The organism is Hymenobacter cyanobacteriorum, assembly GCF_022631375.1.
Classification (GTDB): Bacteria; Bacteroidota; Bacteroidia; order Cytophagales; family Hymenobacteraceae; genus Hymenobacter; species Hymenobacter cyanobacteriorum.
Map to the genome: position 1 here is coordinate 377562 of NZ_JALBGC010000003.1, position 26296 is coordinate 403857.

General features: G+C 61.9%; 23 protein-coding genes. 12 read left to right on the forward strand and 11 right to left on the reverse strand.

All coding sequences use genetic code 11. From position 1 onward, the window contains the following. Nucleotides 1-103 precede the first annotated feature (103 nt). Complete coding sequence (locus MON38_RS11425) at nt 104-1408, reverse strand: site-specific integrase (RefSeq protein ID WP_241936299.1); 1305 nt, start codon at nt 1406-1408, stop codon at nt 104-106. A gap of 577 nt (nt 1409-1985) precedes the next feature. Between MON38_RS11425 and thrA the strand changes: the two genes are divergently transcribed. The 6 genes from thrA (at nt 1986) to MON38_RS11455 (ending at nt 9787) form a co-directional block, all read left to right on the forward strand. Next, the gene (gene thrA, locus MON38_RS11430) at nt 1986-4430 is read left to right on the forward strand and encodes a bifunctional aspartate kinase/homoserine dehydrogenase I (RefSeq protein WP_241936300.1); all 2445 of its coding nucleotides are present in this window, start codon (nt 1986-1988) and stop codon (nt 4428-4430) included. Nucleotides 4431-4531: 101 nt separating this feature from the next. Then, nucleotides 4532-5464 (forward strand): homoserine kinase, encoded by a 933-nt coding sequence (locus tag MON38_RS11435; protein ID WP_241936301.1) that lies wholly within the window; start codon nt 4532-4534, stop codon nt 5462-5464. 128 nt (nt 5465-5592) lie between these two features. Continuing rightward, nucleotides 5593-6888 (forward strand): threonine synthase, encoded by a 1296-nt coding sequence (thrC, locus tag MON38_RS11440; protein WP_241936302.1) that lies wholly within the window; start codon nt 5593-5595, stop codon nt 6886-6888. 153 nt (nt 6889-7041) lie between these two features. Further along, nucleotides 7042-7731, forward strand: a complete 690-nt coding sequence (locus tag MON38_RS11445) for a c-type heme family protein (protein WP_241936303.1) — start codon at nt 7042-7044, stop codon at nt 7729-7731. Between the two features lie 93 nt (nt 7732-7824). Beyond that, the gene (locus MON38_RS11450; RefSeq protein ID WP_241936304.1) at nt 7825-8358 is read left to right on the forward strand and encodes a DUF3833 family protein; all 534 of its coding nucleotides are present in this window, start codon (nt 7825-7827) and stop codon (nt 8356-8358) included. Nucleotides 8359-8482: 124 nt separating this feature from the next. Further along, nucleotides 8483-9787, forward strand: a complete 1305-nt coding sequence (locus MON38_RS11455; RefSeq protein ID WP_241936305.1) for a protoporphyrinogen/coproporphyrinogen oxidase — start codon at nt 8483-8485, stop codon at nt 9785-9787. Nucleotides 9788-9862: 75 nt separating this feature from the next. On the opposite strand, the gene MON38_RS11460 is transcribed toward MON38_RS11455, so the two are convergent. The 6 genes from MON38_RS11460 to MON38_RS11485 all read right to left on the reverse strand — a co-directional run bounded on the left by MON38_RS11460 (nt 9863) and on the right by MON38_RS11485 (nt 18044). Further along, nucleotides 9863-11278 (reverse strand): MFS transporter, encoded by a 1416-nt coding sequence (locus tag MON38_RS11460; protein ID WP_241936306.1) that lies wholly within the window; start codon nt 11276-11278, stop codon nt 9863-9865. A gap of 96 nt (nt 11279-11374) precedes the next feature. After that, nucleotides 11375-13198 carry an alpha-amylase family glycosyl hydrolase gene (locus MON38_RS11465; protein WP_241936307.1) on the reverse strand — a complete coding sequence of 608 codons (1824 nt, stop codon included), beginning with the start codon at nt 13196-13198 and terminating at the stop codon, nt 11375-11377. A 115-nt stretch (nt 13199-13313) separates the two neighbouring features. Further along, nucleotides 13314-14021, reverse strand: coding sequence for an SDR family oxidoreductase (locus MON38_RS11470; RefSeq protein WP_241936308.1), 708 nt, complete (start codon nt 14019-14021; stop codon nt 13314-13316). Nucleotides 14022-14087: 66 nt separating this feature from the next. After that, entirely contained in the window at nt 14088-14471 is a 384-nt protein-coding gene (locus tag MON38_RS11475; RefSeq protein ID WP_241936309.1) for a GxxExxY protein, read from the reverse strand. 55 nt (nt 14472-14526) lie between these two features. After that, complete coding sequence (locus MON38_RS11480) at nt 14527-16416, reverse strand: alpha-amylase family glycosyl hydrolase (protein ID WP_241936310.1); 1890 nt, start codon at nt 16414-16416, stop codon at nt 14527-14529. Between the two features lie 182 nt (nt 16417-16598). After that, nucleotides 16599-18044 carry a hydrolase gene (locus MON38_RS11485; RefSeq protein WP_241936311.1) on the reverse strand — a complete coding sequence of 482 codons (1446 nt, stop codon included), beginning with the start codon at nt 18042-18044 and terminating at the stop codon, nt 16599-16601. A gap of 544 nt (nt 18045-18588) precedes the next feature. Between MON38_RS11485 and glgP the strand changes: the two genes are divergently transcribed. The 3 genes from glgP to MON38_RS11500 all read left to right on the forward strand — a co-directional run bounded on the left by glgP (nt 18589) and on the right by MON38_RS11500 (nt 21520). Beyond that, a complete protein-coding gene (gene glgP / locus MON38_RS11490) occupies nt 18589-20241 on the forward strand; it encodes an alpha-glucan family phosphorylase (protein WP_241936312.1) in 1653 nt (550 codons plus the stop codon). Between the two features lie 161 nt (nt 20242-20402). Continuing rightward, on the forward strand, nt 20403-21071 hold the full coding sequence (locus MON38_RS11495) for an SOS response-associated peptidase (protein ID WP_241936313.1): 669 nt from the start codon (nt 20403-20405) through the stop codon (nt 21069-21071). Nucleotides 21072-21112: 41 nt separating this feature from the next. Beyond that, nucleotides 21113-21520 carry a hypothetical protein gene (locus tag MON38_RS11500; protein ID WP_241936314.1) on the forward strand — a complete coding sequence of 136 codons (408 nt, stop codon included), beginning with the start codon at nt 21113-21115 and terminating at the stop codon, nt 21518-21520. Nucleotides 21521-21542: 22 nt separating this feature from the next. Here the strand turns inward: MON38_RS11500 and MON38_RS11505 are convergent, their stop codons facing one another. The 3 genes from MON38_RS11505 to MON38_RS11515 form a co-directional block, all read right to left on the reverse strand. Continuing rightward, nucleotides 21543-23072, reverse strand: coding sequence for an alpha/beta hydrolase family protein (locus tag MON38_RS11505; protein WP_241936315.1), 1530 nt, complete (start codon nt 23070-23072; stop codon nt 21543-21545). 381 nt (nt 23073-23453) lie between these two features. Further along, the gene (locus MON38_RS11510) at nt 23454-23648 is read right to left on the reverse strand and encodes a hypothetical protein (RefSeq protein WP_241936316.1); all 195 of its coding nucleotides are present in this window, start codon (nt 23646-23648) and stop codon (nt 23454-23456) included. Nucleotides 23649-23689: 41 nt separating this feature from the next. Next, entirely contained in the window at nt 23690-24064 is a 375-nt protein-coding gene (locus tag MON38_RS11515) for a septal ring lytic transglycosylase RlpA family protein (protein WP_241936317.1), read from the reverse strand. Between the two features lie 123 nt (nt 24065-24187). Here MON38_RS11515 and MON38_RS11520 point away from each other — a divergent pair, with 123 nt between their 5' ends. Then, entirely contained in the window at nt 24188-24418 is a 231-nt protein-coding gene (locus tag MON38_RS11520; protein WP_241936318.1) for a hypothetical protein, read from the forward strand. A 206-nt stretch (nt 24419-24624) separates the two neighbouring features. On the opposite strand, the gene MON38_RS11525 is transcribed toward MON38_RS11520, so the two are convergent. Continuing rightward, complete coding sequence (locus MON38_RS11525) at nt 24625-25497, reverse strand: glycoside hydrolase family 25 protein (RefSeq protein ID WP_241936319.1); 873 nt, start codon at nt 25495-25497, stop codon at nt 24625-24627. 100 nt (nt 25498-25597) lie between these two features. On the opposite strand from MON38_RS11525, the gene MON38_RS11530 reads away from it, so the two are divergent. After that, nucleotides 25598-25873, forward strand: coding sequence for a VF530 family protein (locus MON38_RS11530; protein WP_241936320.1), 276 nt, complete (start codon nt 25598-25600; stop codon nt 25871-25873). A 5-nt stretch (nt 25874-25878) separates the two neighbouring features. Then, the gene (locus MON38_RS11535; RefSeq protein WP_241936321.1) at nt 25879-26202 is read left to right on the forward strand and encodes a hypothetical protein; all 324 of its coding nucleotides are present in this window, start codon (nt 25879-25881) and stop codon (nt 26200-26202) included. The last annotated feature ends 94 nt before the right edge of the window (nt 26203-26296 follow it).

Consider the following 26296-nt stretch of genomic DNA (forward strand, 5'->3'; position numbering starts at 1 on the left):
GAATCGTGATAGTCAGCGGTGGAAAACGGTTTCCTGCGGAATGCTGAAAAGTGAGTGAGCGAAAAAGGAGTCCACCAGTTGTAGCTGGTGAACTCCTCCGGTATCACAACAGATGGTCGAAAACGGAGTCGAGGGTGTCTGAATCGAAGGAATCCAGGTACACCATCGTCACCGCCTCCGACTTGTGTCCCATTGCCTCACTAATCAACCCGGTTGCGACGCCTCCCTTCCGCAAGCTGGTGGCGAACGAGTGCCGGGCAACGTAGGTCGTCAGGTGGGTGTCGATGCCCGCGAGCGGGGCCAGATGTTTGAGGTCGTGGTTCACCTGCCCCAAAATCTTGTGTAGCCGGTTCTTGACCTGCGTGGGCGTCTGGTGAAACGCTGCATCCAGGATGGGAAACAGGTAGGAGTCGCGGGAAATGAAGGTGCGCGGGTGGTATCGGGCAAGGATGGCTGCGGCTGGTGGCAGCAACTTGAGGGAAAACTTGCCGCCGGTTTTCTGCCGCTCGTAGTGCAGGCGCTGGGTACCCTCGTCGTTCGTCTTCACGTCCCGCCAGCGGAGTTGCGCCAAGTCCACGAAGTTGATGCCCCCGCAGTAGAAGGAGAACAGGAAGACGTCCATCGCCAGTCGTTGCCGGTCGGTTTCCGGTGTCAGCGCTTCAAACCGTCGAACGGCTTCCCGGCTGATGGCCCGCTTGGTGGTGCTCACATCAAACTTGCCGATGCTGAACTTGTGAATCTCTGCCCCGTTGCGGGCAAAGGGGTAGCTGTCGGTCTTCATGCTGCCGCCAGCGATGGCCTTGTTGAGCACAGCTCGTAGAGTGCGGAATCTGAAGGAAAGCGTTGTCTCCATCAGTCCGTTTGCCCGTAGTGCGGTTTCCCACTTGGTGCAAAACGGTACTGTCACGCGCTCGAACGGCACGTCGGTGGTACCGAACTCGGCTTTGATAAACTTGGAGAGCTGGTTGCGGAGGTCACGGTAGGTTCCTGCGTTACCGAGTTGGCCGGCTTGCTCGAAACCAGTGACCAACTCATCGGTGAATTCCAGTAGCTGCACTCGCCGTAGGGCTGTGCGGTCCTTGATGGCGTGGGCAAGTACTGCGTCGGCGTCGTGGCGTTCGTCGGCGTCAGCTAGGGAGTCAGCAGCGTCACGGTACTTGCGTTCCCATTTGTCGAGGTCGGCCAGTAGTTTCTTGCGCAGGTCGTCGGGGTAACTGCGTCGGATTTCCTGCTTGTCGGGGTTCCAGTACTTCGGGTGAAGTGAGAGCCCGGTTGAGCGGAAGATTTGCTTGCGGTGTTTGGTAATGCGAATCAAAAAGGGGTGTGAGCCGTCGGCTAGTGTCTTGCCGACCTTGTAAATCACACTGACTGTCGCCTTCCCTTCTTTGTGTTCAGTCGTCTTGCTCATGGTCTGAAACCACTGTGGCGGTGCCTACAGCGGTGCCTACAAGTGAAGACAACGGCGCGGTTTCCCGAAAAGGGGGTAGGTGGGAAAGTGCCAACAGAGCGCAGAAACGCGGTTTTCAACACCCGCAAGTGCTCCCGTTCTCTCTTCCCAAGCTGAGGGTCGCGAGTTCGAACCTCGTTTCTCGCTCATTGATGAACAGCCCCCCGGCCCTAGCGTCGGGGGGCTGTTTTGGTTTTGCCGATACCCATGAATAAATCGCTCCGTGTTATTCCAATCTATACCAGAGGAGCCTTCTTACTTGATTGGAGCGAATTTTTCCTCAGCAGTAGCTTGCCGTGAATCCCACATTAAAAGGCAAAAAAATGAGGTAAAGTGGCATTAAGGGCGCTACATTGCGCCGGTCTGCCTGGCCACGGCGGCGGCCGGGCACCAGTGCGAAATCTCTACACCGGGTCGGCTGCCATTCGTTCGGGTAGCTTTTTTTACGCTCTCAAGCGGCCATTTTCCGATTTTCTATATTCTGGTTTCGCAATTCCCACCCAGGCGGCACCGTTCCTCATCTAACCAGAACTCTGCGATGCAAGTGTTGAAATTCGGAGGCACGTCGGTGGCCTCCGCCGAAAATATCCGCAAGTCGCTGGCCATCGTGGCCATGGCCTCCGCCCACGGCCCGGTCATCATGGTGGTGTCGGCCCTGGGCGGCACGACCGATTTGCTGATTGGCGCCGGCCGGGCCGCCGCCGCCGGCAACGCCGGCTACCGCGACACCCTGGCCCTGCTGGCCGAGCGCCACGCCGCCGCCGCCCGCGAGCTGCTGGCCGATGCCGCCCAACACGAAAAGCTGGCCGCTATTGCGGCGCAGTTCGGCGAAATCCAGACGCTGTGCGACGGCGTTTTCGCCCTCGGCGAGCTCTCCCACCGCACCCTCGACCGATTGATGAGCTATGGCGAGCTGCTGTCGTCGCGCCTGATAACGGCGGCCGCCAAGGCCCAAGGCCTGGCCGCTGGCTGGGTCGATGCGCGGCAACTCATTCGCACCAACTCCCGCTTCGGCACCGCTGAGGTGGATATGGCCACCACGACCCGGCAGGTGGCCGAATTGCGCGACAGCGCCGCCCACCACATCTGGGTGGTGCCTGGCTTTATCGGCGCCGATGCGCAGGGGTGCACCACCACGCTGGGCCGCGGCGGCTCCGACTACACGGCCGCGCTGCTGGCTGCGGCGCTGGATGCCGAGGTGCTCGAAATCTGGACTGACGTGAGCGGCATGATGACCGCCGACCCGCGCCTGGTGCGCAGCGCCCGGCCCATTCCGCGCATCAGCTACCAGGAGGCCATGGAGTTGTCGCACTTCGGCGCGAAGGTGCTGTATCCGCCTACCATTCAGCCAGTGATGAAGCGGGGGATTCCGCTCTGGATTAAAAACACTTTCGCACCCTACGACTACGGCACGCTGGTGGAAGTGGAGCCGCCGCGCACGGCTGCCGTGGTGCAGGGCATTTCCAGCATCGGCAACCTGGCCCTGCTGAACCTGGAGGGCAGCGGCATGGTGGGCGTACCGGGCTTCTCGCAGCGGCTGTTTGCGGCGCTGGCCCGCGAGCGCATCAACGTGGTGCTCATCACCCAAAGCTCGTCGGAACACTCGATTTGCGTGGGCGTGAACGAGCAGGACACCACCCCGGCCCAGGCGGTGGTCGACGAAGAGTTTGCCACTGAAATCGCGGCCGGGCGCATCGAGCCGCTGCGGCCCGAGCGCGGGCTGGCCATTGTGGCGCTGGTGGGCGAAAACATGAAGGACCACCCCGGCATCAGCGGCAAGCTGTTTGGCGCGCTGGGGCAGAACGGGGTGAACATCCGGGCCATCGCGCAGGGCGCGTCGGAGAAGAATATTTCGACGGTTATCCGCGCTGCCGACGTGCAGAAGGCCATTAACGTGCTGCACGAGGCCTTTTTCGAGGCCACCGTGAAGCAGGTCAACCTGTTCATTCTCGGGCCCGGCAACGTGGGCAGCAAGCTGCTGGAGCAGCTGGCGCGGCAGCAGCAGCATTTGCTGGATAAGCTGGGCCTGCAGGTGCGCGTGGTGGCCATTGCCAACAGCCGCCACTGCCTGGTGAACGAAAACGGCCTCGACCTCACGGCCTGGCCCGATGAGCTGGCCCAGGCCCCGGCCCTTTCGCTGGCCGAATTTGCCCAGCTCATCATCGCGCGCAACCTGCGCAACTCCATTTTTGTGGATGTGACGGCTAACCCCGCCGCGGCCGATATCTACGCCGGGCTGCTGGAGAAAAGCGTGGCTGTGGTGGCCTGCAACAAGGTGGCCGCGTCGTCGGACTACGCGCACTACGCACGGCTCAAAAGCCTGTCGAAAGAGTTCAACGCCAGCTATTTGTTTGAAACCAACGTGGGCGCGGCTCTGCCCGTCATCGGCACGCTCAACGACCTTACGCGCAGCGGCGACGTGGTGCGGCGCATGGAGGCCGTGCTCTCGGGCACGCTCAATTTCGTGTTCAACAACTACGACGGCTCCCGGCCCTTCGCCGAGGTGGTGCGCCAGGCCCAGGCCGAAGGCTACACCGAGCCCGACCCACGCCTCGACCTGAGCGGCTCCGACGTGGCCCGGAAAATCCTCATCCTGGCCCGCGAGGCCGGCCAGGTGATGGAAATGAGCGACATCAAGGTCAACGGCTTCCTGCCGCCAGCCTGCCTGGAAGGCGACGTGGAAGCCTTTTACACCCAGATGGCGGCGCACGAAAGCCAGTTCCGCGCCCTCTACGACGCAGCCACCAAAGCTGGCAAGCGCCTGAAATTCGTGGCCCGCTACGCCGACGGCCACGCCACCGTAGGCCTGCAGCAGGTAGCGCCCGGCCACGACCTTTACGACCTGCGCGGCAAGGACAACGTGGTGCTTTTCTACACCGACCGCTACCTCGACCAACCGCTGGTGGTGAAGGGCGCCGGGGCCGGAGCCGAAGTCACCGCCTCCGGCGTGTTTGCCGATATCATCCGCGCCGCACGGCTGTAAAATTTTAGTTAAAAGTTAAAAGTGAAGAGTTAAAAAGGGCGGGGTTGCAGGCTGTACGAAATGCCTTCTAACTCTTCACTTTTAACTTTTAACTCGTCCATATGCCTGATTCCGTTCTCGTTCACTCGCCTGCCACGCTCTCCAACCTGGGCTGCGGCTTCGATGTATTTGGCCTGGCTCTGGCCGCGCCCTACGACACCATCCGCCTCACCCGCCGCGCCGCGCCGGGCATCAGCATCCGCCACCTCGACCCCTACAACCTGCCCACCGACCCGGCCCGCAACGTAGCCGGCGTGGCCCTGCTGGCGCTGCTGCAAGCCGTGCCGGAAGAGTTGGGCTTCGACCTCGAAATCACCAAGGGCATCAAGCCCGGCAGCGGCGTAGGCAGCAGCGCGGCCAGCGCCGTGGGCGCGGTAGTGGCGGCCAACGCGCTACTGGGCAACCGCTTCAGCAAAATGGAGTTGGTGGATTTTGCGATGGAAGGCGAAGCCGTGGCCTCGGGCGCGCGTCACGCCGACAACATTGCGCCGGCCATATTCGGCGGCTTCACGGTGGTGCGGGCCCTTGAGCCAACGCTGGATATTCTGGCCCTCCCCGCTCCTGCCCTATGGGTGGCCGTGGTGCATCCGCAGATTGAGGTGAAAACCAGCGACTCTCGCAAGGTGCTGCCCGCCACTGTGCCGCTGGGCCTGGCCGTGCGCCAGTGGGCCAACGTGGCCGGCCTCACCGCCGGCTTTCTCACCGCCGATTATGACCTCATCGGCCGCTCGCTGGCCGACTACATTGTGGAGCCGGCGCGGCTGCCGCTTATTCCCGGCTTGGCCGATGCGCGCCGGCGGGCACTGGCGGCCGGGGCCATTGGCGGCGGCATCTCGGGCTCGGGACCTTCCATCTTCATGCTGAATAAAACCGAAGAAACGGCGCAGGCCGTGGGCGCGGCGCTGGGCAGCGTATTCGCGGAGTTGGGCATTGAATTCAACGTGTACGTGGGGCCGGTGGGCACCGAGGGCGCGCGGGTGGTGGCAGAAGAATAAATAAAATTGGCTGTCATCCTGAGCGCAGCGAAGGACCTTATCACGTCAGGATTAATTTTTCTGACGTGATAAGGTCCTTCGCTGCGCTCAGGATGACAGCCGATTATTGGCACTAGCAACAACTGAATATGAAATACTACAGCCTCCGCCACCAGTCACCGCCGGTTGATTTCCGCCAGGCCACCATCACCGGGCAGGCGCCCGACGGCGGCCTGTACTTCCCCGAAACCATCCCCAAATTCCAGCCCGGCTTTCTGCGCGAGCTGCACGGCCTGAGCAAAGCTACTGTGGCCCTGAACGTGATGCGGCCCTACGTGGGCGCTACCATTCCGGAGGCCGACCTGCAGCGCATCTGCGCCGAGGCGGTGGGTTTTGAGTTTCCGCTGGTGCCGGTGCACGAGGGCGTTTTTTCGCTGGAGCTTTTCCACGGGCCCACGCTGGCGTTCAAGGATGTAGGGGCGCGGTTCATGAGCCGCTGCCTGGGCCACTTCGCCAAGGCCGGCGACACACCGCCCGTGACGGTGCTGGTAGCGACTTCGGGCGATACCGGCGGGGCCGTGGCCAGCGGCTTTCTGGGCGTGCCGGGCGTGGAGGTCGTCATTCTCTACCCTTCCGGCAAGGTGAGCCCGGTGCAGGAGCAGCAGCTCACCACCCTGGGCCAGAACATCACGGCCCTGGAAGTGGCCGGCACCTTCGACGACTGCCAGTCGCTGGTGAAACAGGCGTTTCTGGACTCCGAGTTGGCCCAGCGGCGGTTTCTGACCTCGGCCAACTCCATCAACGTGGCGCGCTGGTTGCCGCAGCAGCTCTACTACTGCTTCGCCATGCAGCAGTGGCCGGCTGAGGCGCCCGCGCCGGTGGTGGCGGTGCCGAGCGGCAATTTCGGCAACATCTGCGCGGGGCTGCTGGCGCAGGCATCGGGGCTGGGGCTGGGCCACTTCATCGCGGCCTGCAACGCCAACGAGCCGGTGCCGCAGTACCTGCGCACGGGCACCTACACGCCGCGCCCGGCCGTGCCCACCTTCTCCAACGCCATGGACGTGGGCAACCCCAGCAACTTCGTGCGCATTCTGGAACTGTTCGGCCACGACCTGGGCCGCCTGCGCACCGCCCTCAGCGCCGATACGGTGAGCGACGCCGACACGGTGGCCGCCATCCGGCAGGTGTGGGAGCAACACGGCTACCTACTCGACCCGCACGGTGCCGTCGCCTACGCGGCCCTGCGCCGCTACCAGGCGCAGCACGCGGGCGCGGCCGGTTTCCTGCTGGCCACGGCCCACCCCGTAAAATTTCCCGACGTGGTGGAACCCATCCTCGGCCGGGCCATCGAGCTGCCGGCCGTGGTGCAGGCCTTGCAGGGCCGCGCCAAACGAAGCGTGCCGCTGGCGGTTGATTACGAGGAACTGAAGGCGTATTTGATGTAGCAATAGAACCAAGAAAGAACGTCATGCAGAGCACAGCGAAGCATCTTGCCCGCAGCCACTAATCTTTTTTATTTGACAATCGGTTTACTGGTGGCGGGCAAGATGCTGTGCTCTGCATGACGTTTTGCTATATCGTTTAAAAAAGCATTATTCGTGAAAACCCTGCTGCACCGACTTGCCCTGCCCCTGCTGACTCTGGCCTTCGCCGCCTGCCGCCCCGACCAAGTGGAGCACCTGAAAGACAGCAAGCGCATCGGCATCGAGGCTGAGAATTGGGAGGTGAAGCGCATCATGCCCAAGGACCTGCTGCGCGCCACCCGCTGGGCCGGCGACTCGCTCACGGCCACTGCCGATTCGCTGCTGCGCCGCACGCTGGCCCGCGAGCTGGCGGCCGGCGGCGTGGCCCGCGCCCTGCCTTTCTGCCGGCCCGAAACCTACCGCGCCGTCGATTCGCTGGCCGGGGTGCTGAAGGCTACGGCCCGGCGCGTGAGCGCGCGCCCGCGCAATGCGGCCAGCCAAGCGGCGCTGGCGGCGGCGGAAATGACTCCGGACACTTTGCGAACCATCGGGCGGCCGTCGCAGGAAGTGTTTTTTTACCAGCGGCCCATTGTGCTGAATAACCAGCTGTGCCTACGCTGCCACGGCGAAATTGGCAAGGACATGTCGCCGGCCGACTACGCTCTCATCAAGCAGAGATTCCCGCAGGACCAGGCCACCGGCTACCGCCTGGGCCAGCCCATGGGCGCGTGGCAGGTGCGCCTGCAGCGCCCCGGCGTGGCCGAATTCTGGACGATGAAGACGCGCAAGAAATGGAAGGAGCACAAGATGCCCAAGCTGTTTTAGCTGCGTTTTGCCTGTTTCCGTATGGGGGCTCCAATGTAGGGATGTCGCGCCGCCCGCCTCGGCCCGCGCCCCTTTACCGTTCTCATCGCCCTCATGAAAAATAGTGTCCTCGCCGTCCTTGTGAGCCTTTTTGCGCTAGCCGGCTGCTCCTCGCTGAAGCCTGAAAGTTTCAGCAGCACCACCCCGGTTATCGACCCCATCAAGTTTTTCGGCGGCCACACGCATTCCGCCGGCGTGATAGAATCCCGCAGCGGCCAGCCTTCCGAACGCATTACCACCCAAACGACCGGGGTATTCGCCAACGGCATCCTGAGCATGGAGCAGGACCTCCATTCCGAAGACAGCCAGCCCACCCACCGCACCTTCAAACTGAAAATCATCGACGCGCACCACGTCGATGCGACCGGGAGCGACGTGGTGGGCACCGCTCACGGCGAATTGTACGGCAACTATTTCACCTGGCGCTTTCGGATGAAAGTAGCCAACAAAGGCTTGGTCCACCACGTGAACATGACCCAGCACATGTACCTCATGCCCGATGGCAAAACGCTCATCATCCGCAGTGTTATCCGAAAATTCGGCATCATCGTCAAGGAAATAACCGAACAGTTTCACAAAGACGATTGATAGCGGTGCCCGGCCTTTTTATTGCACCACAACCCGAGCTACGCACCGATTCAGGCGTATAAGCGGGAGTTGGGCGTTAACCTATCCGGTTGATGGACGTTTTATCCGTGGCATTTCCTGTTTCATGAATCCTGATTCGCACCCCATTATCATCATCGGCGCGGGCATGGCCGGGCTGGCCTGTGCCACCTGGCTGCACCGCGCCGGCCGGCCCGTGCTCGTGCTCGAAGCCGCCGACGCCGTGGGCGGCCGCGTGCGCACCGACCTCACGCCCGACGGCTTCCGGCTCGACCGCGGCTTCCAGGTACTGCAAACCAACTATCCCGAGGCCCGGCGCATCTTCGACTACGGCGCGCTAAACCTGAAGGCCTTCCGCTCCGGGGCCGTTATCCGGCTGGCCGACGGCACCCAAACCACTCTCGAAAACCCGCTGAAAAACCCGCTGGCCGCCTTCTCCGCGCTGACGTCGCCCATCGGCTCGCTGCCCGATAAGCTGCGCATCGCGAGCCTGGTGCGCCACGTGCTGCAGTTCACGCCCGAGCAGCTGCTGGCCCGCCCGAATACCGAAGACACCGTAAGTTTCCTACGGCGCTACGGCTTCACCGAACTGATAATTGACACGTTTTTCCGGCCCTTTTTCGGCGGCGTGTTTCTTGACCGCGAGCTGACCACGGCCAGCAACTTCTTCGAATTCATCTTTCAGCAATTCGTGACGGGCGACGCCTCCATTCCGGCCCTCGGCATCCAGGCGTTGCCCGAGCAGTTGGCCGCCCGCCTGCCCGTCGGCACCATACGCCTGAACACGCCCGTGGCCGGTATTGTCGATGGCAGCCAGGTGCGCCTCACCACCGGCCAAGTACTCCAGGCGTCGGCCATCGTGCTGGCTACCGACGGCCTGGCTACCCTGCGCCTGCTGGCCGGCCGCAGCGGTAACCCCGACGATGCGCCCGCCACCGAGGCCGGCAGCTTCCCCACGGCGGCCCGCATCACTACCTGCACTTATTTCGCTACGCCTGGCGGCCACTCGCCCGGCCGCAACGACAAGCTGCTGCGCCTAAACGCCACGCCCGGTGCGCTGGCCCACAACGTCGCCTTCCCGGCCGATGTGAGCGGCACCTATGCGCCAGCCGGCCGCTCGCTCATTTCGGTGAGCACCCACGGCGAGCGCAGCCTCGACGAGGCGGAGCTGGTGCCGCGCCTGCGCCAGGAGTTGGCCGCCTGGTTCGGCCCGGCCGCCCGCGACTGGGAGCACTTGCGCAGCTACCGCATCGCGGCGGCGCTGCCGGTGTACCCCGCCGGCCAGCCGCCCCGGCAGCCGCTGAAGCTGGCCGACAACCTCTACCGCTGCGGCGACTGGGCCTCCTACCCCTCGCTGAACGGCGCGCTGGCCACCGGCCGCGAGGTAGCCGAGTTGATTATCAAGAGTTGATTTTAGTGAAGTTCTGTAAAAGCAGAAGTCCCGTTTCTACAGTAGAAACGGGACTTCTGCTTTTTAAATTGGTCGCTACACCTGTGGGTTGGCCGGGGCCAGCGCATCGTAGCCAAGCGTTTCGGCGGGCTCCGCGTCGGCGGGCAGGCGAATGTCGTCGGCATCGTGCACGCGCAGGGTGAGCAGGCCCGAGATTATCATCGAAACGCCGCCGAGTACGAGCGTGTAAATGGGCTGGTCGTGGAAAACGTGCTTGGTGAGCGGGCCCAGAATGAGGCCGGCCGCACCCTGCGGAATCACGATAAAGAAGTTGAACACGCCCATATAATAGCCCATTTTATTAGATGGCAGCGCGCCCGCCAGCATGGCGTAGGGCACGCTCAGAATGCTGGCCCAGGCAATGCCCACGCCCACCATCGAGAGCAGAATGTAGTGGTAATCCTGAATGAAGTAAATTGAAATCAGGCCCACGCCGCCCATCACCAGGGCCAGCATGTGGGTGAAGCGGCGGCTGGTAGCGCGCGCCACGATGGGCAGCAGCAGCGCCACCACCGCCGACAGGCCGTTGTACACCGAGAAGCACACGCCCACCCAGTCGCCGCCCTTGTTGTAGAGCGCCGAGCCAGTGTCGGTGGTATGGAACACGTGGCTGGTAACGGCCTGTGTGGTGTAAATCCACATTGAGAACAGCGCGAACCACGAGAAAAACTGCACCACCGCCAGCTGGCGCATGGTTTTGGGCATGTGGAAAATGCCCTCGAACGACTCCTTCAGGCCATTAGCAAAGCCGGCGGTGCGGGCCTTCTCGGCCTCAAATTCGGCCAGGTTTTCGGGTGGGTACTCCTTGGTGCGAATGATGGTCCAGAGCACGGCCAGGAAGAACACCAGGCCGCCTACGTAGAACGCGTACTTGAGCGAAAGCGAAATATGGCCCGGCTCGGGCGTGTTCGACACGCCGAACCAGTTGGCGAACATCCAGGGCAGCGACGAGCCCACGATGGCCCCCACGCCGATGAAGAACGTTTGGGCTCCGAAGCCGGTGGTGCGCTGCTGCGAGGGCAGCAAATCACCGACCAGCGCCCGGAAGGGCTCCATCGAAATATTGATGCTTGAATCGAGAATCCAGAGCATGCCGGCGGCCATCCAGAGGGCCGTCACGTTGGGCATCACCACCAGCGCCAGCGAGGCCAGTAACGCGCCCACAAAGAAGAACGGACGGCGGCGGCCCCAGCGCGGGCTCCAGGTGCGGTCGGACAGGTAACCGATGACCGGCTGCACCAGCAGGCCGGTGATGGGCGCGGCCAGCCACAGGAAGGCAATTTCGTCTGTTTTGGCCCCCATGGTTTCAAAAATCCGGCTCATGTTGCTGTTTTGCAGCGCGAAGCCGAACTGAATGCCCAGGAAGCCGAAGCTCATGTTCCAGATTTGCCAAAAGCTCAGGCGCGGCTTTTCGCGGGTGTCGGCGGAGGACGCTACGGTGGGAGCAGCCATCGGGGAAGGGGAAGAAAGTAGTGAAGGGCTAGTGCCGCCAAATCGATTGCGGCACCGTTTTCAAATTTAATAGCTCAGCCGGGCAGTACAGTCCGGCTACTTGGATTTTATCTCAAAAACGTAGGCCGAGAGCGGGGCCAGCGTGAGGTTAAGCGTGTTGCGCGGCTCGTCGTCGGTGAGCAAGTTGGTGTAGGTGTAGAATTTCTTGTTGCTCAGGCCCATTTTCGTCATCACATCGGCGGGAATGGTGATGGTAGGCTTGTAGGTTTTCTCCGAGCTGAAGTTCACCACTACCAGCACCTGCTGCTTGTCGGTGTAGCGCAGGTAGGTGTAGAGGTGCTTCTGGTTGTACTCCTTGCCTAGGTTGTTGGCGTCCTGCAACTCGTAGAAACGGCCCTTGCGGATGGCCTCGCTCTTGCTCGTGGCATTCAGCAGGCGGCTGTAGAACTCGCGCAACTGCTTCTGCTCGTACACCAGCTTGCCGCCGTCGAACTTGCCCTGGTTCAGCCATTTCTGGTGCTCGGGCACGCCCCAGTAGTCGAAAATGCTGGTGCGGCCGTCTTCGCTGCTGAAGCCTTCGGTGCCGTGGCCGGGCTCGCCCACTTCCTGCCCGAAATACAGCATCACCGGGCCGCTGGCCAGGGTGGCAGTCACGGTCATGGCCGGAATGGCGCGTTTGGGGTCGGTGGCAAAGTCCTTGCTGGCAATGCGCTGCTCGTCGTGGTTTTCCAGAAAACGCAGCATGTGCGACGCGAAGCCGTTGCTCTCCTCCTTCCACACTTTGGTAATGTCCTCGGTGGTGCCTTCCTGGCGCATCAGCTTGCGCAGGTCGTCGTAGAGGCCCACTTTGTCATACAGGAAATCGAAGTGGCCCTTGTCCAGGTAGGTTTTATACTCCTTCGGATTGTAGGCTTCGCCGATGAACACCAGGTCGGGCTTCACCTTTTTCAGCTCCGGAATCACCCAGGCCCAAAACTCGACGGGCACCATTTCCACCATGTCGCAGCGGAAGCCATCGACGTTTTTGCCGGCCCAGAACACGAGGATGTCGCGCATCTTCTTCCAGGTGTCGGGCACGGGTTCGAAGTGAGTGGCGCGCCCGTTCTGGTAGTCCACGCCGTAGTTCAGCTTCACGGTTTCGAACCAGTCGTTCACACTCGGCGCTTCCGAGAAAACGTCGTTGCCGGTGGCTTTGGCGGGGTTTTCGGCGTACTTGCCGTCTTCGCGCGGACCTTTCAGCGGGCCGAGCGGGTTGTAGCTGGCGGGCACCACGAAGGCCTTGCCGGGCAGGTAGTAGAAGTTGTTGTTGGGCGCGAAGGCTTTGGTTTTGTCGTCGGTCGCGCCCAAATCCACTACGCCGGCCGGCTTGGCGTCCGACTTGTACGAGCGGGCCACGTGGTTCGGAATGAAGTCCATCAGCACTTTCAGGCCGTGGTCGTGGGTGCGCTTGATGAGGGCTTCGTACTCGGCCATGCGGTTTTTCACCGTCACGGCCAGGTCGGGGGCCACGTCGTAGTAGTCCTTGATGGCGTAGGGCGAGCCGGCGCGGCCCTTCACCACGTCGGCATCATCGGCCGGAATACCCTGGCTGGTGTAATCCGTCATGGTAGCGTGCTCAATCACGCCGGTGTACCACACGTGGCTCACGCCCAGGGCTTTGATTTCGTCCAGCGCTTTGTCGTTGATGTCGTTGAACTTGCCGCAGCCGTTTTCGGCAATGGTACCGTAGGGCTTGTTCAGGGCCACTTTGTTGCCGAACAGACGCGTCATCAGCTGGTAGATGACGAGCTTATTGTCCTTCGGAACCTCGGCGGTAGTGTTGGGGTCGGTGGCTTGGGGGTGTTTTTTATCCACGGGCGGGTTGGGCAACGAGAAGGCCGCCAAAGAGAGGAGGCCGCCGGCCAGCAACAGTTTTTTCATGATGCGGCAAGATAGTTAGTTGTCAGTTGTTTGTTGTCAGTTGTTAGATGGTTATCAAGTGTTGCTATTTGCTCGGTTACTGACAACTGACAACAAACAACTGACAACGAATCGGCTACCATTCCTGCGTGAGCGGGTGCAGCATCAGCTCGTCCACCACCACGTGGGCGGGGGCTTCGAGCACGTAGCGCACGGCCTGGGCCACGTCGGCGGGGCGCAGGTGGGTTTTCTCAGCCTCGGGACTGCCCGGCGTGGTGTCGTTGAAGTAGGTATCGACCAACCCGGGATAAATGGTGCTCACCTTGATGCCGTGCGGGCGCACCTCCTTGCGCAGGCTGGCCAGCACGGCATCCTGGGCAAATTTGCTGGCGCCGTAGGCGGTGCCGTGCGAAAAGGTGCGCTTGGCCACGTCGGAAGTGATGCCCACGATGTGGCCGCGCTTCTGGGCCTTGAAATGCGGCACGGCGGCTTTGCAGAGCAGGAAAGTGCCCTTCACGTTGGTGTCGAAAATGCGGTCCCACTCCTCGCCGGTAAACTGTTCCAGCTCGGCAAACGAGCCCACGCCGGCGTTGCAGATGAGGATGTCGAGCCGGCCGTAGTGGCGCAGGGTTTCGGCTACTACGTGCCGGGCATCTTCTTCGTCGGCAATGTCGGCCACGATGCTCAGGCCGCGAGTTTTGTGGGTGAGGTCGCTCAGCTCCTGCTCGCTGCGCGATACGGCCACTACGGTCGCGCCCTGCAGCGCCAGCAGCAGCGCAATGGCTTTGCCGATGCCGCGACTAGCGCCGGAGATGATGACAACTTGGTTGGTGAGGTCGGTCATGTAGTGTTGATAGTTGATTTCACCGCAGAGGGCGCAGAAGCTTTCGCAGAAGAGTCGCAGAAAGTTCTATTCCGTCAGGCCGTTGACTTTGCGAAACATGCCGTCTTTGATGCGGGCTACATTGAAGTTAATCAGTAAGCCCAACTTGTGCCCGGACAGTTTGAGATAAGTGAGCAACTGCATATGATGAACATCGAGCAGCGAATCAACGGTTTTTAGTTCTACAATTACCCGGTTTTCTACCAGCAAATCTAGCCGGTAACCTACGTCAAGCTGGATGTTTTTGTACACCATTGGCAATGCGACTTGGTTTTGAACCAACAGGCCAGCCAGTCGCAACTCATGGGTCAGCGCCGCCTCGTAGGCAGATTCCAGCAACCCCGGCCCTAAAGCCACGTGCACATCATAAGCAGCCTTGCGAATCAGATAAGAAATGTCGTTTTCATGCATTACCTTCTGCGGTTCTTCTGCGAAAGCTTCTGCGCCCTCTGCGGTGAAATCAAATCTACTTCCGCAGTTCCACCACCCAGGCCGTGTGGGCGGGTATCGTCAGATTTTTCAGGTCGCTGATGGTTGCGCCGCTCACCACTTCTACCCCGGAAGTAAACCCGTCCGTCCGCTCGGCAAACCGATTGCCGTCCACCTTCTTCTCGTCTTTGGTGTTGTTGGCGATAATCATCACGCTCTCGCTGTCCGAGTAGCGGAAGTAGGTGTACACGCCATCCTGCGGAATGAACTGCATGAGCTTGCCGCTGCTCAGCACCGGGTGGGCCTTGCGGTAGTTGGCCAGTTTGCTCACGTAGTCGAATGCCTCGCCGGCTTGGCCGCTGGGGCGCGTGGTGAAGTAGTTGGTTTTGTCGCCCGGAAAACCGCCCGGGAAGTCCTCGCGCACCTTGCCGTCGGGATTCGAGAAGTTCTTCATTAGCACCTCGGTGCCGTAGTATAGCTGCGGCGTGCCACGCAGCGTCAGCAGCCAGGCAATGCCGGTTTTGAACTTGCCGAAGTCCTCGCCAATCACCGAGTAGAAGCGGCTCATGTCGTGGTTGTCGAGGAAGGGCACGTTGCGCGTGGCATCGGTATACAGCCAGTCGCCCTGCAGGGCGTGGTAGAGCTTGCTCAGGTCGCCGTTTTCGGTCTTCAAAGCGTCCGAAATCGCGAAGCAAATCTGGAAATCGAGCAGGCCCGGCATGTTCGACTTGAAGCCGTTCACGGGCGGCAAAATGTTCTGGGCGAAGAAGGCCTGCTCGGCCTCGGTGCCCTCCCAGGCTTCGGCAAACTGCGCCAGCTTGGGGTATTCCTCCATCGTGGCCTGGCCAAACTGCATCAGGAACTGCGGGTTGGAATAGGGGTAGGTATCAATGCGGTAGCCATCGAGCCCGGTGCTTTCTACCCACCACAGAAAGTTCTGAATGATGTAGGTGGCCACCAGCGGGTTGCCCTGGTTCACGTCGGGCATCGTGGTATCAAACCAGCCGTCGTTGAACAGCGTGTAGTCGCGCTTCGAGCCGTAAGGGTCGTTCAGGGCGAAGGCGTTATAGTTGCTCCGCGTGAACTTGGGGAAGGCGTGGAACCAGTCGGCCGCCGGCTTGTCCAGGAACAGGTGGTGGTAGCTGCCCCAGTGGTTGAGCACGATGTCCTGCACCACTTTCAGGCCGTCGGCGTGGGCGGCTTTCACAAACTGCTGGTACTCGGCGTTGGAGCCGTAGCGGGGGTCAATCTTGTAGCAGTCCGTTACGGCGTAGCCGTGGTAGCTGGCCTTGGGCATGTCGTTTTCCACCACTGGCGTGGGCCAGATGGTCGTCACGCCCAGCTTCTTGAAGTAGTCGAAGTGGTTCTGAATGCCCTTGAGGTCGCCGCCGTGGCGGGCGTACATCGAGTCGCGGGCCACGCGGGGGGCGCGGGTGCCTTTCACCACGTCGTTCTTCACGTCGCCGTTCGCAAACCGGTCGGGCATCAGCATGTAGATGAAGTCGGCCTGCGTGAGGCCCTGCGTGCGCTGGGGGTCGGTGTTGCGGGCGCGCAGCTCGTAGCTGTACGTGAGGCTTTTGCCGCCCTTGAAGCTCAGTTTCAGCTGGCCGGGCTTAGCATCGGGGCTGATGGTGAGGTTGACGACGAGGTAGTTGGGGCTCTCCAGTTTCTGCTGGCTCTCCAGCGTCACGCCGGGGTAGGCGGCCAGCATGGCGGTGCTGCCCGCGATGCCAGGCGCATTCACCAGCAGCTGCAGCTTGGGGTTTTTCATGCCCACCCACCAGTAGGTAGGGTCGATGCGCACGGCGGGCGCGGCTTTGGCAACGGCCGTAGCGGTAGCGGCCGGGCCGGAAAAAGGGGCCGTGGCCGATGATGCGAAGGGCAGCAGCAGCCCCGCGGCGGCCAGCAAAGTTTGTGGGAATTTCATAGAAAAAGGGCGTAAAAACAACCGTACGGCCAAAAGTACGGCATTTGCGCAAGGGCTCTGATGCGCAACCGTTTCCACTTTTCGAATATATTTTTCCGGCGCTTCTGCCCACGAAAAAGCCCGCCCCCAACCGGGAGCGGGCTTCTGCATATTTGCTGGCGGGCAGGGCGGCGCAAATACTGCTATTGCAGCTTGGCCAGCCAGAGCGAGGCATTCAGGTGCAGCTTGGCGTGGCTGGCAATTTCAGTCCAGCCGGGGTACACGGTGTTGCCGGGGCTGCCGGTGCCGTCGTCGGCCGGCGACGAATCGGTGACGCACACCACGCGGCCCGTGCCGTAGGTGCTGCTCAGGCACATGATGTTGCTGTTGCCCTGGGCGGCAGTGCTCTGCCAAATCAGCGGCGTGGCGGCCGAGCCCGAGGTTTTGGTCATCGTGGCGCCGTTCGAGAACTTCAGTTGCGTCACGGCGCCCTGCGAGCCGTTCAGAATAACGTTGGTGCTGCTGGCCAGCACGTTGCTGCTGGTTTCCGAAATATTGGTGAGGTTGATGCTGTAGCCGAAGGGGTTGGCCTGCACCGAGTTGTTGGTCATCAAATCATTCCAGATGGCAGGCGAGTCGTACCCGTCGTTGTTGCGGTCCGACACGTCGTGGTCGGAAATCATGAACAGGCCGCCGCCGTTTTTCACGAAGTTGATGATGGCCGTTTTCTCCGAAGCCGAGAACAGCGTGTTCGGCTCATCCACCACAAACACGCTGTAGTTGGCCAAATCCTGGGGGTTCGAGGTGTTGCCGTAGGTAATGGCCGTGCCCACGGGCAGGTTTTCCACGGTGTTGCCCAGTTTCACCAAGGCCACGCCCCACGCCGATACCGCGCCGGCCCAATAGGTTTCGGAAGTGCTGGCCGTGATGCCCGAAGCCGCGGGCGTGGGATAGCGCGGTACTACACCGCCGTCCACGTCCAATACCCAGTCGGCATTGCCAGCCGTTTCGGCGTGCGTGGCATCAAACAGGAATTTCTTGCCCCCGGTGCCCGTGCCGCCGCCGCCACCGCTGCTGTAGCTCTCCACCGTGATGTTGTCGATGTTGATGCGGTTGGTGCTGCCGTCGGTTTTGCGCACCTGCAGGCGCACGTTGCCGGCGATGTTTACCGTGAACGAGGCCGTGCTCAGGCTCGTGCTGCTGCTAGTGATGGTGCTGCCCACTTTGGCGTAGCTGCTGCCGCTGTTGGCGCTGGCCCACAGCTCCCAGGTGCTGGCGGCGTCGGTGCCGTACTTGGCGTGCGCCACGGTTACTACGCCGGCCCCGCCGGTCAGGTCGAAGTTCATGCTCAGCGAGCCGCTGTTGCGCACGCGGGCCGACCAGCTGCCGGTTTTGGCATCGGCCGTGGTGTTGCCGATGAGGGCGTCGTTCAGCGTCCAGGAGCCCGAGCCGAGCGTGACGCTGCCGGTGGTGTAGGCCGTTTTGGTGCCCGTTTCAAACCCTTCGGGAAAGCCCGGGGCTGATACGTTCTGGGAAACCACAGCAGCCGTGGGAGCGGCAGCGGGCGTCAGCTCCGACTTCGAGCAGCTGGCAAACAGCGCGGCCGCCCCCAGCAAAGGAGCCACCAGATAGCGAGCAGTGAAATTCATGCGCATAGGGTTGAAAAAGAAACGTTAAGGTGAACAACAGAGCGCCAAATGTAGCCCACCCAAACAATGAAATTGTTAATTTATAGGTTAAATAATTATGTCATTTTCAAAATCTGTGCTAAAAAACGTGAAGATTTAATGAATTTGATTATATTATTGGATTAACAGATAATTGAAAATAATTATCACCAGATATAATCAGGCAGGTAAAGTCATTCTATTGTCCGCTTGCGGTTTACCAGCCGGCCAATCACCCTGCGTTTCCGCCATCCGCAAGCCCTAAAGCCTGCTGACGTGCCTCGAAACTTCCCGCCCGAAGAAATTTTACCACTAACCGGCTGGCTGATATTGCCTTGACACTGTTGGCGTTGGGCAAAATGCTAACGTTTGCTTAACTCAGTGCTCAATATCAGCGGGTTGCGATTTTTCCGCAAAGCTTCGGACCTTGCGGCCCTAAGGCCCGGCGGCCGTGCGCGGCTCCGCCTCATTCTTCACCCCGTAACGTTCACTCCGGCGCGCCCCTGCGGCCCGCATTCGCTAGCTTATGGCTTTCACTTTCAAACCCTACACGCCCGCCGCCAAATACAAGACGGCCGCCGCGTATTTCTCGATGGAATTTGCCGTCGACCAAGCCCTCAAAACCTACTCGGGTGGCCTTGGCTTTCTGGCCGGCTCGCACATGCGCTCGGGCTTCGAGCTGAAGCAGAACCTGGTGGGCATCAGCATTCTGTGGAGCTTCGGCTACTACGACCAGGACCGCGACCCCGAGCAGGCCATGCGCGCCGAGTTCCGCCACAAGCACTACTCTTTCCTACAGGATACGGGCATTGTGTTCCCCATCACCATTCATGGGGCCGATGTGCACGTGAAGGCGCTGTACCTAGCCCCCGAGGTGTTCGGCACCGTGCCCATGTTCTTCCTGACCACGGATATTGAGCAGAACGACCACCTCTCGCGCACCATCTCGCACCACTTGTACGACCCGGACTCGGCGGCCCGCGTGGCCCAGAGCATCCTGCTGGGCGTGGGCGGCGGCAAACTGCTCGACGAGCTCGGCCGCAAAACCGACGTGTACCACCTCAACGAGGGCCACGGCCTGCCGCTGGCGTTCTACCTCTACGAGAAGCACGGCCGCGACCTGGCCGAGGTGCAGAAGCGCTTGGTTTTCACCACGCATACCCCCGAGCTGGCCGGCAACGAGGAGCGCCCCATGAAGCTGCTGACCGACATGACGTTCTTCGGCACCATGCCCGAGGAGGAAGTGCGCCGCCTGGCCCGCATCGACCACGGCGACCAGCTGAACTACACGCTGACCGCGCTGCGCTTCTCGCGCAAAGCCAACGCCGTGAGCAAGGTACACGGCACGGTGGCCAATGAAATGTGGAGCCACTACGAAGGTGTTTGCCCGATTATCCCCATCACCAACAGCCAGAACGGCACCTACTGGCGCGACCCGCAGCTGGCCGTTGCCCTCAAAAGCAAGGACGATGCCGCCCTGCTGGCCCGCAAGCAGGAGCTGAAAAAGGACCTATTCAAGATTGTGGCCGACCAGACCGGCAACGTGTTCGACCCCAACGTCATCACCATCGTATGGGCCCGCCGCTTTGCCGCCTACAAGCGCGCCGACCTCATCCTGCGCCATTTTGAGCGCTTCGTGGAGCTGGCCGCCAACGCCAAGCATCCCATCCAGATGATTTGGGCCGGCAAGCCGTATCCGAAGGATTTCGGCGCGGTGGCCTTGTTCAACGACATCATCAAGCGCACGGCGAATCTGAAAAACTGCGCCGTGCTGACGGGCTACGAGCTGGGCCTGTCGGCCGCCCTGAAGAAGGGTTCCGACATCTGGCTGAACACGCCGCGCTTCCCGCGCGAGGCCAGCGGCACCAGCGGCATGACCGCCGCCATGAATGCCAGCGTGAACCTGAGCATTGCCGACGGCTGGATTCCGGAGTTCTGCCGCGACGGCGAAAACGGCTTCCTCATTCCGATTGTGGACGTGACGCTGCCCGACAACGTGAAGGATGATGCCGAAGCCACTGCCCTGCTCGACGTACTCGAAAACACCGTGCTGCCGCTGTACTACGACCAGCCCAAAAATTTCCTGAAAGTGGTGAAAACCGCCATGAAGGACGTGGAGCCCGAGTTCGAAAGCGCCCGCATGGCCCGCGAGTACTACGAGCTGCTGTACAAAGCTTAGCTGTTTACGGCACAGGTATAGCCGTCTGTCATCCTGAACGCAGTGAAGGACCTTATCAAGTTTGAACGGTTGTCGTATGAACGACACGTTCGAGCGTGGTAAGGTCCTTCACTGCGTTCAGGATGACAGACGATTTTGCTATTCTACTAACCCAAGCCGTTATGTGTGGCCGTTATTCTTTCATTGCCCCTGCCCCAACCATCGAGCAACGCTTCGACGCCAAGTTTGCCGAGCCTGCCTCGCCGAGCTACAACGCCGCACCCTCGCAGCGGCTGCCCGTCATCACCAATGCCGCGCCCGACCAGATTCAGCTGCTGCAATGGGGCCTAGTGCCAGCCTGGAGCCGCGACCCGGCAGGTGGTCCCAAACCCATCAACGCCCGGGCCGAAACGCTGGCCGAGAAACCCAGCTTCCGGATGCTGCTGGCGCGGCGGCGCTGCCTGGTGCTGGCCGACGGCTTCTACGAGTGGCAGGCCACGCCGGCGGGCAAGGTGCCGCACCGTATTCTGCTGCGCGACGAGCAGCCCTTCGCCTTCGCCGGCCTTTGGGATGAGTGGGTGGACCGCGCCACCGGCGAGCTGCACCCCACGTTCACCATCATCACCACCGAGCCCAACGAGCTGATGGCCGGCATCCACAACCGCATGCCCGTTATCCTGCCCGACCGCGCCGCCGAGCAGGCCTGGCTTGATGATGGCCACCGCCTGACCACCTACCAGCACCTGCTGCAACCCTACGACGCGGCGGCTATGCGCGAGTACGTAGTGAGCAAGCGCGTGAACTCCCCAGCAAACAACGATGCCGACGTGCTGGCCCCCGCCGCTGCTTGATAAATCCGATACTGTAGAAAACAGCCTGCTATCTTGCCGGCATGAATCCTACCGCTCCCGCCCCGACCACTTGGCTTTCGACGCGCAACCCCTGGATACTGGCCTTGCTGCTGGCAGTACTAGGGGCAGTGCTGCAACTGGGACTGCCGTGGTGGAGCGCCGTGGTATTGGCTTTTGGATTATGTTTCGGGCAGGCGCAATCGGGCAAAGCGGGCTTTCTGGCAGGTTTCGTGGGCCTGGGACTGAGCTGGCTGGTGCCGGCCGCGTGGTTGGCTTTTCAGAATAACGGCCTGCTGGCGCACCGCGTGGCGCAGCTGCTGCCGCTAGGTGGTTCGGTGCCCGTGCTGGTGCTGGTCACGACGCTGATTATTGGCCTGGCCGGCGGGCTGGCCGGGCTAGCCGGCCGCTGGGTGCGCGAGGCCATTGCGCCGGCTCGCGCCGCACGTTAAGCAGCCAAGAAAATTGCTTAGGCTACTTCAGGCGCTTGGCAACCCATTCGCCTACCGCTTCCAGCGTTTCTTCCGAAGTAGTCGTTGCCGACGTGGTGCCGGCTAATAAGGCGCGCTCGCCCAAAACTGGCTGGAAATCGTGCGTTACCCCATCCAACTGCTGACTGGTAGCCTGCTTGTTGCTTTTGAAGCCTTTTTCGAGGGCCGCTAAATTGGTGGCGGCCGGCACCTGCGCATCGGCCGCGCCGTGGAGCAGCAGCGTGGGGCAGCTTACTTTGGCCAGCTCGGCCTGCGGGTTGAAAGCCAGCAGCGAGCGGTACCACGGGCTGGTGAGCTGGCCCGCCCGCGCCTGGGCCGTAGCCGGGGCCAAACCGGGGTAAATCTGCCGGAACATATTGGCGACAATGGCCTGCGCCTGCGCATTATCCGCCGTGTGCCGAATGATTTCAAGCAGCGCAAACTGCTGCTTGTAGAGGATGTCGTTGCGCTTGCGGGCTTCGGTGGTTAGGCGCAGCTGCTCCTGAGCCACGCGCACCTGCACCTGCTCGGGCGTGGCCCCAGCGGCCAACTGCTGCTTGGCGTCGCGGCGGGCCTGGGCCATGCGCTGGGCGCAACGGGTTTGCCAGGCCAGCTGGGCGGTGTCGGGTTCGCCGGGGCGATTCACCAGCGCCGTTTGGCGGGCCAGCAGCTCCTGGCCGCTCACGCCGGCTGCCGCCATTGCCACCACAAAGGCGGGCGCGGGCGACTGCGTAGCGGCCAGCAGGGCCACGTTGCCACCTTCGCCGTGGCCCAGCACGCCCACCCGCATGGGGTCGATGCCCGGCCGCGAGCGCAGGAAATTCAGGGCCGACTGTGCATCGGCGGCCAGTTCGGCGCTGGCCGTGGCGGCAGGCAGCGCGGCCGAACGGCCCAGGCCGCGGTCATCGAGGCGCAACACGGCCAGGCCCTGGCCCAGCAGGTAGTCGGCCAGATTATCGAGCAGACGGGAGCTGGCCGATTCGGTGCTGCCAGCACTGGCAGGCATCGCGTCGGGCAATAGCAGCACGGCGGCAAAAGGCCCGCCGCCCGCCGGCCGGCGCAGAATGCCACCCAGGCCCACTTCGGGGTTGGGGCTGCCGGGGCTGCTCACGTGCACTTCCTCGATGGCGAAAGTAGCCGCCGGGACGGGCGCGGCGCTGGCACCCGCTACGTGGTCGAGCACCAGCACCGTGCGGAAGCCGGGCTGCTGCCAGGTGCCGCGCAGCCGCTGGCCTTCGGCTACCGGCAGCGCGACGAAGCGGCAGCCGGCCTGGTCGGCCACGAAAGAGATGCTGTCGGCAGTGTTGCGCACGCGCATCGGGCTGTTGTCGAGCCGGTGGGCATCGATGCGCAACACCGCCGTGGGCGTGCCATCGGCCTGCTGGCTGACGAAAATAGCAACCTGTCGGCTCCCGCCCGGCACCGGCAGCACGCCGGCCCATTGGCCCAGCAGGTGCGGTGCGGCAGTCGGTGCCGCTTTCAACGCGCTGCTACACGAAAGCAAAATTGCCAGCAGACTGATGAGTTTGTTCATGGCAGTAGCGCGGCCGAGGCCATTAGTAAGACAATAGCTAGTTAAATCATTCTTGATATTATTAAAAATACAATTAAAAATTGGATAAGCAATTAATCAACCCATAAATGATTAAAATTTATGGGCGAATAGTTCTATCTGCACGGCGATGATTCTTCGCTATGACGCGCACAGCTTGCGGGCCGCCTGCTCAGGCGGCAGGGGCAATACCCACTATTTATCGATTAAAGACCGCAAAAACTGAACTGGTCGAACGTTAGCAATAAGCCGCACATCATGCGGCTGGCCGTGCCGGCGGAGTAGGCAGCACTAGCAAAGCCATGCTTTCAGATAACTCATTCGTCGGAATGAGTTATTCGGCGCAATGTTCCACCCAGCGGCTTAGAAACGCGAGTACCAGGCCAGCACGGCCAGGCCGGCGGCATCATCCTCGGCTTCTACTACTTCGTCGATGACGAACTGAATTTCGGCTTCCGACCAGTCCTCGTCTTCGGCGGCGGCCACCCAGCTATCGAGAGCAGCGTAGCGGTTGAGGCCGGCGGGCAGCGTCCAGGCAACTTTTTTGCGGATGTTCATGACGACAGAGGCGGTAGGCGTTGGCAAACGAATGGGCAAATTTAGCGGTTGCCCGGGGCCGCGCGCACCACGGCTACCTCCACGGGCACCACGCCCGCCTGGATAATGTCGAGCTGCACGGCGGCGCGGTGCGATACATCCACGATGTAGCCTTTGGTGTGCGGGCCGCGGTCCGTCACGGTGACTTCGACGGAGCGGCCGTTGCGGGTGTTGGTGACGCGGATGAGGGTGCCGAAGGGCAGCGTGTTGTGGGCGGCCGTCATGCCGCCGGGGCGGTAGATGCTGCCGCTGGCCGTGGCCCGGCCGTTGAATTTGCTGGCGTAGTACGAGCCGAGGCCGGTTTGCACGGCCCCGCGCGGGCCTTTGCCGGTGCCCACGTTGCGGCTGCCGTGGCACGAGGCCAGCAGCAAAAGCACGAATAGTGGCAGGAGGCGGAGGTATAGAATTTTGGCTTGTGGCATGGGCTTCATCTAAAATTTATGCGGGCGGCTAACCTTTCGGGCAGAATTCTCACCCAACCTCATTTCACTCCAACAACCATGAACAACCTGCTGAAACTGGCTTCGGCCGCCGCCCTGTCGCTCACTTTTATTGCTGCCCACGCCCAGCAAGGCGATGGCAAGATGATGAAAAAAGATGAGAAGACGGACGCCAAGATGATGAAGAAGACCGGCAAGATGGCCAACGACAAGTCGATGAAGAAGTCGGGCAAAATGATGAAGCACGACGCCAAAATGGATGCCAAGATGGAGTCGAAGGACAAAATGTAGTTTGCAGATGGCCGGAAACGGCAACCGCCCGGCTCGTTTGCTTCAGATTGAAGCAGCGGGCCGGGCGGCTTTTTTGTGAGCATTTTAGTGATGATGCTGAACAATGTAGAGACGCGACACCTCGCGTCTCGTGGGCCGCGCTGTTCCTGAATCGTTCAATCCCGCCGTTCAACGACGAGACGCGAAGTGTCGCGTCTCTACACCCGTCATTTCCGGCGGGCGGGCGCAGTGGGCAGCTTCGGCGCGGCGGGCGGCGCGGGCACGCGTAATGCCTGCAAGGCCTCGAAGTTGCCTTGGAACACGTTGAAATCGACCACACCGCGGATGCCGGGCACGTAGGCTTCGTCGGAGTGTTGCCAGATTATCCACTTGCTGCGGGCCATTTTGGGGCGGGCCACCTCGTAGTGAGCCAGCCAGAGCGGGTAGTCGTCGAAATGCCCGGCCAGGTGGCGCTGGTAGAAGCTGTGGTTGGAATACAGAATGGGCCGCACGCCGTAGTGCGCCTCCACGAGGCGCAGCCAGCGGGCCACCTCGCGCCGCATCACGGCCACGTCGTGGAAATTGGCGGCTTCCACGTCGAGCACGGGCGGCAGGTCGCCGGGGGCCAGCGGCACGGTGCGGGCAAAGAGGTCGGCCTGCACTTGGCCGTCGCGGTTGGGCTGGAAGTAGTGGTAGGCCCCGCAGAGCACCCCGGCCTTGCGGGCCTCGCGCCAGTTGCGGGCAAAGCGCGGGTCGCGCAGCGTGGCGCCTTCGCTGGCTTTGATGAAGGCAAAACGCACGCGGTTGCGGGCCACCTCGGGCCAGTCGATGCGGCCCTGGTAGGCCGATACGTCGATGCCGTGCACCGAGTAGCCGGCCAGCAATGGCGTCTTTTCGCGGCCGGTAAGGCCATTTTTGGTGAACGTGGCCCAGGCGCGGCGGGCGTAGCGGTTCAGCTGCACTTGGTGCCGAACGTAGTAGTAGCCAGCCAGTAATACGGCCGCCAAAGCTGCCGCCAGCAGCCCGCGCCGCCATGGCCGGCGCGGGGCAGCGCGGCGCACGGAGCGGGAGGCGGAAGCAGCAGCAGAAGATGAGGGCATAGGCGGGCGGCGGCCAAAAATAACGCCCGGCCCGCGCCCATCGTGCCCACGGCCCCGGGCTTTTCGCCAACTTTGCACTTTCCGCCCCTCACTTTCGCCCATGTCATTCCTCCGCGCCGCCGATGCCCGCGACGAATCCGGCCACCTCATCAGCGAGCTGCACGGCGTCAAGCTCGTGCAAATTCTGGAGTACCTCGTGGCCGCCTACGGCTGGCCCGAGCTCGATGCCCGCCTGCGCATGAACTGCTTCGCCGAGAACCCGAGCATCAAATCGAGCCTCACGTTTTTGCGGCGCACGCCCTGGGCCCGCACCAAAGTCGAAGAGCTGTACATCAAAGCCCGCAGCGCCGAAGTGCAGGGCCGGCCCCGCCCCTAACCGCCATGGCCGACATCTCCGAAAAATCGTCTGGGCAGGCGCTGCTGGCGGGTTTCTGCTGGTTTGTGGCCTTTGAGGTGGCCGCTTTTTACGGGCTGCAATACCTCACTTCGGGCCTGGGCGAGAGCAACCAGTACCAGGCTGAAAACACCATCGTGAGCAATTGGGTGAAGACGATGGTGTTCTTCGTGGCCCACCTGCTGCTGGTGATTGCGGCCATGCTGGTGCTCAGCAACCGCCTGCCGCGCCGCTACCGCGGGCAGGTGATGGGCTGGTTTTACCTGGCCCTGGTCATGAGCTTCGTGCTCATTATTCCCTTATTCGGGTAGGCCCCAAAAAACAAAACCACCGCTGCGGGCGGTGGCTCAAGAGTGAAAACCCAGATGACTTCGGTAAGCAGCCGGTCGGTCCCGGCGGTATAAC

What these genes read in the sequence shown, in the direction of transcription:
- MON38_RS11425 (WP_241936299.1), bottom strand. Translation starts at nt 1,408, where the DNA reads ATGAGCAAGACGACTGAACACAAAGAAGGGAAGGCGACAGTCAGTGTG.
- thrA (WP_241936300.1), top strand. Translation starts at nt 1,986, where the DNA reads ATGCAAGTGTTGAAATTCGGAGGCACGTCGGTGGCCTCCGCCGAAAAT.
- MON38_RS11435 (WP_241936301.1), top strand. Translation starts at nt 4,532, where the DNA reads ATGCCTGATTCCGTTCTCGTTCACTCGCCTGCCACGCTCTCCAACCTG.
- thrC (WP_241936302.1), top strand. Translation starts at nt 5,593, where the DNA reads ATGAAATACTACAGCCTCCGCCACCAGTCACCGCCGGTTGATTTCCGC.
- MON38_RS11450 (WP_241936304.1), top strand. Translation starts at nt 7,825, where the DNA reads ATGAAAAATAGTGTCCTCGCCGTCCTTGTGAGCCTTTTTGCGCTAGCC.
- MON38_RS11455 (WP_241936305.1), top strand. Translation starts at nt 8,483, where the DNA reads ATGAATCCTGATTCGCACCCCATTATCATCATCGGCGCGGGCATGGCC.
- MON38_RS11460 (WP_241936306.1), bottom strand. Translation starts at nt 11,278, where the DNA reads ATGGCTGCTCCCACCGTAGCGTCCTCCGCCGACACCCGCGAAAAGCCG.
- MON38_RS11465 (WP_241936307.1), bottom strand. Translation starts at nt 13,198, where the DNA reads ATGAAAAAACTGTTGCTGGCCGGCGGCCTCCTCTCTTTGGCGGCCTTC.
- MON38_RS11470 (WP_241936308.1), bottom strand. Translation starts at nt 14,021, where the DNA reads ATGACCGACCTCACCAACCAAGTTGTCATCATCTCCGGCGCTAGTCGC.
- MON38_RS11475 (WP_241936309.1), bottom strand. Translation starts at nt 14,471, where the DNA reads ATGCATGAAAACGACATTTCTTATCTGATTCGCAAGGCTGCTTATGAT.
- MON38_RS11480 (WP_241936310.1), bottom strand. Translation starts at nt 16,416, where the DNA reads ATGAAATTCCCACAAACTTTGCTGGCCGCCGCGGGGCTGCTGCTGCCC.
- MON38_RS11485 (WP_241936311.1), bottom strand. Translation starts at nt 18,044, where the DNA reads ATGAATTTCACTGCTCGCTATCTGGTGGCTCCTTTGCTGGGGGCGGCC.
- glgP (WP_241936312.1), top strand. Translation starts at nt 18,589, where the DNA reads ATGGCTTTCACTTTCAAACCCTACACGCCCGCCGCCAAATACAAGACG.
- MON38_RS11495 (WP_241936313.1), top strand. Translation starts at nt 20,403, where the DNA reads ATGTGTGGCCGTTATTCTTTCATTGCCCCTGCCCCAACCATCGAGCAA.
- MON38_RS11500 (WP_241936314.1), top strand. Translation starts at nt 21,113, where the DNA reads ATGAATCCTACCGCTCCCGCCCCGACCACTTGGCTTTCGACGCGCAAC.
- MON38_RS11505 (WP_241936315.1), bottom strand. Translation starts at nt 23,072, where the DNA reads ATGAACAAACTCATCAGTCTGCTGGCAATTTTGCTTTCGTGTAGCAGC.
- MON38_RS11510 (WP_241936316.1), bottom strand. Translation starts at nt 23,648, where the DNA reads ATGAACATCCGCAAAAAAGTTGCCTGGACGCTGCCCGCCGGCCTCAAC.
- MON38_RS11520 (WP_241936318.1), top strand. Translation starts at nt 24,188, where the DNA reads ATGAACAACCTGCTGAAACTGGCTTCGGCCGCCGCCCTGTCGCTCACT.
- MON38_RS11525 (WP_241936319.1), bottom strand. Translation starts at nt 25,497, where the DNA reads ATGCCCTCATCTTCTGCTGCTGCTTCCGCCTCCCGCTCCGTGCGCCGC.
- MON38_RS11530 (WP_241936320.1), top strand. Translation starts at nt 25,598, where the DNA reads ATGTCATTCCTCCGCGCCGCCGATGCCCGCGACGAATCCGGCCACCTC.
- MON38_RS11535 (WP_241936321.1), top strand. Translation starts at nt 25,879, where the DNA reads ATGGCCGACATCTCCGAAAAATCGTCTGGGCAGGCGCTGCTGGCGGGT.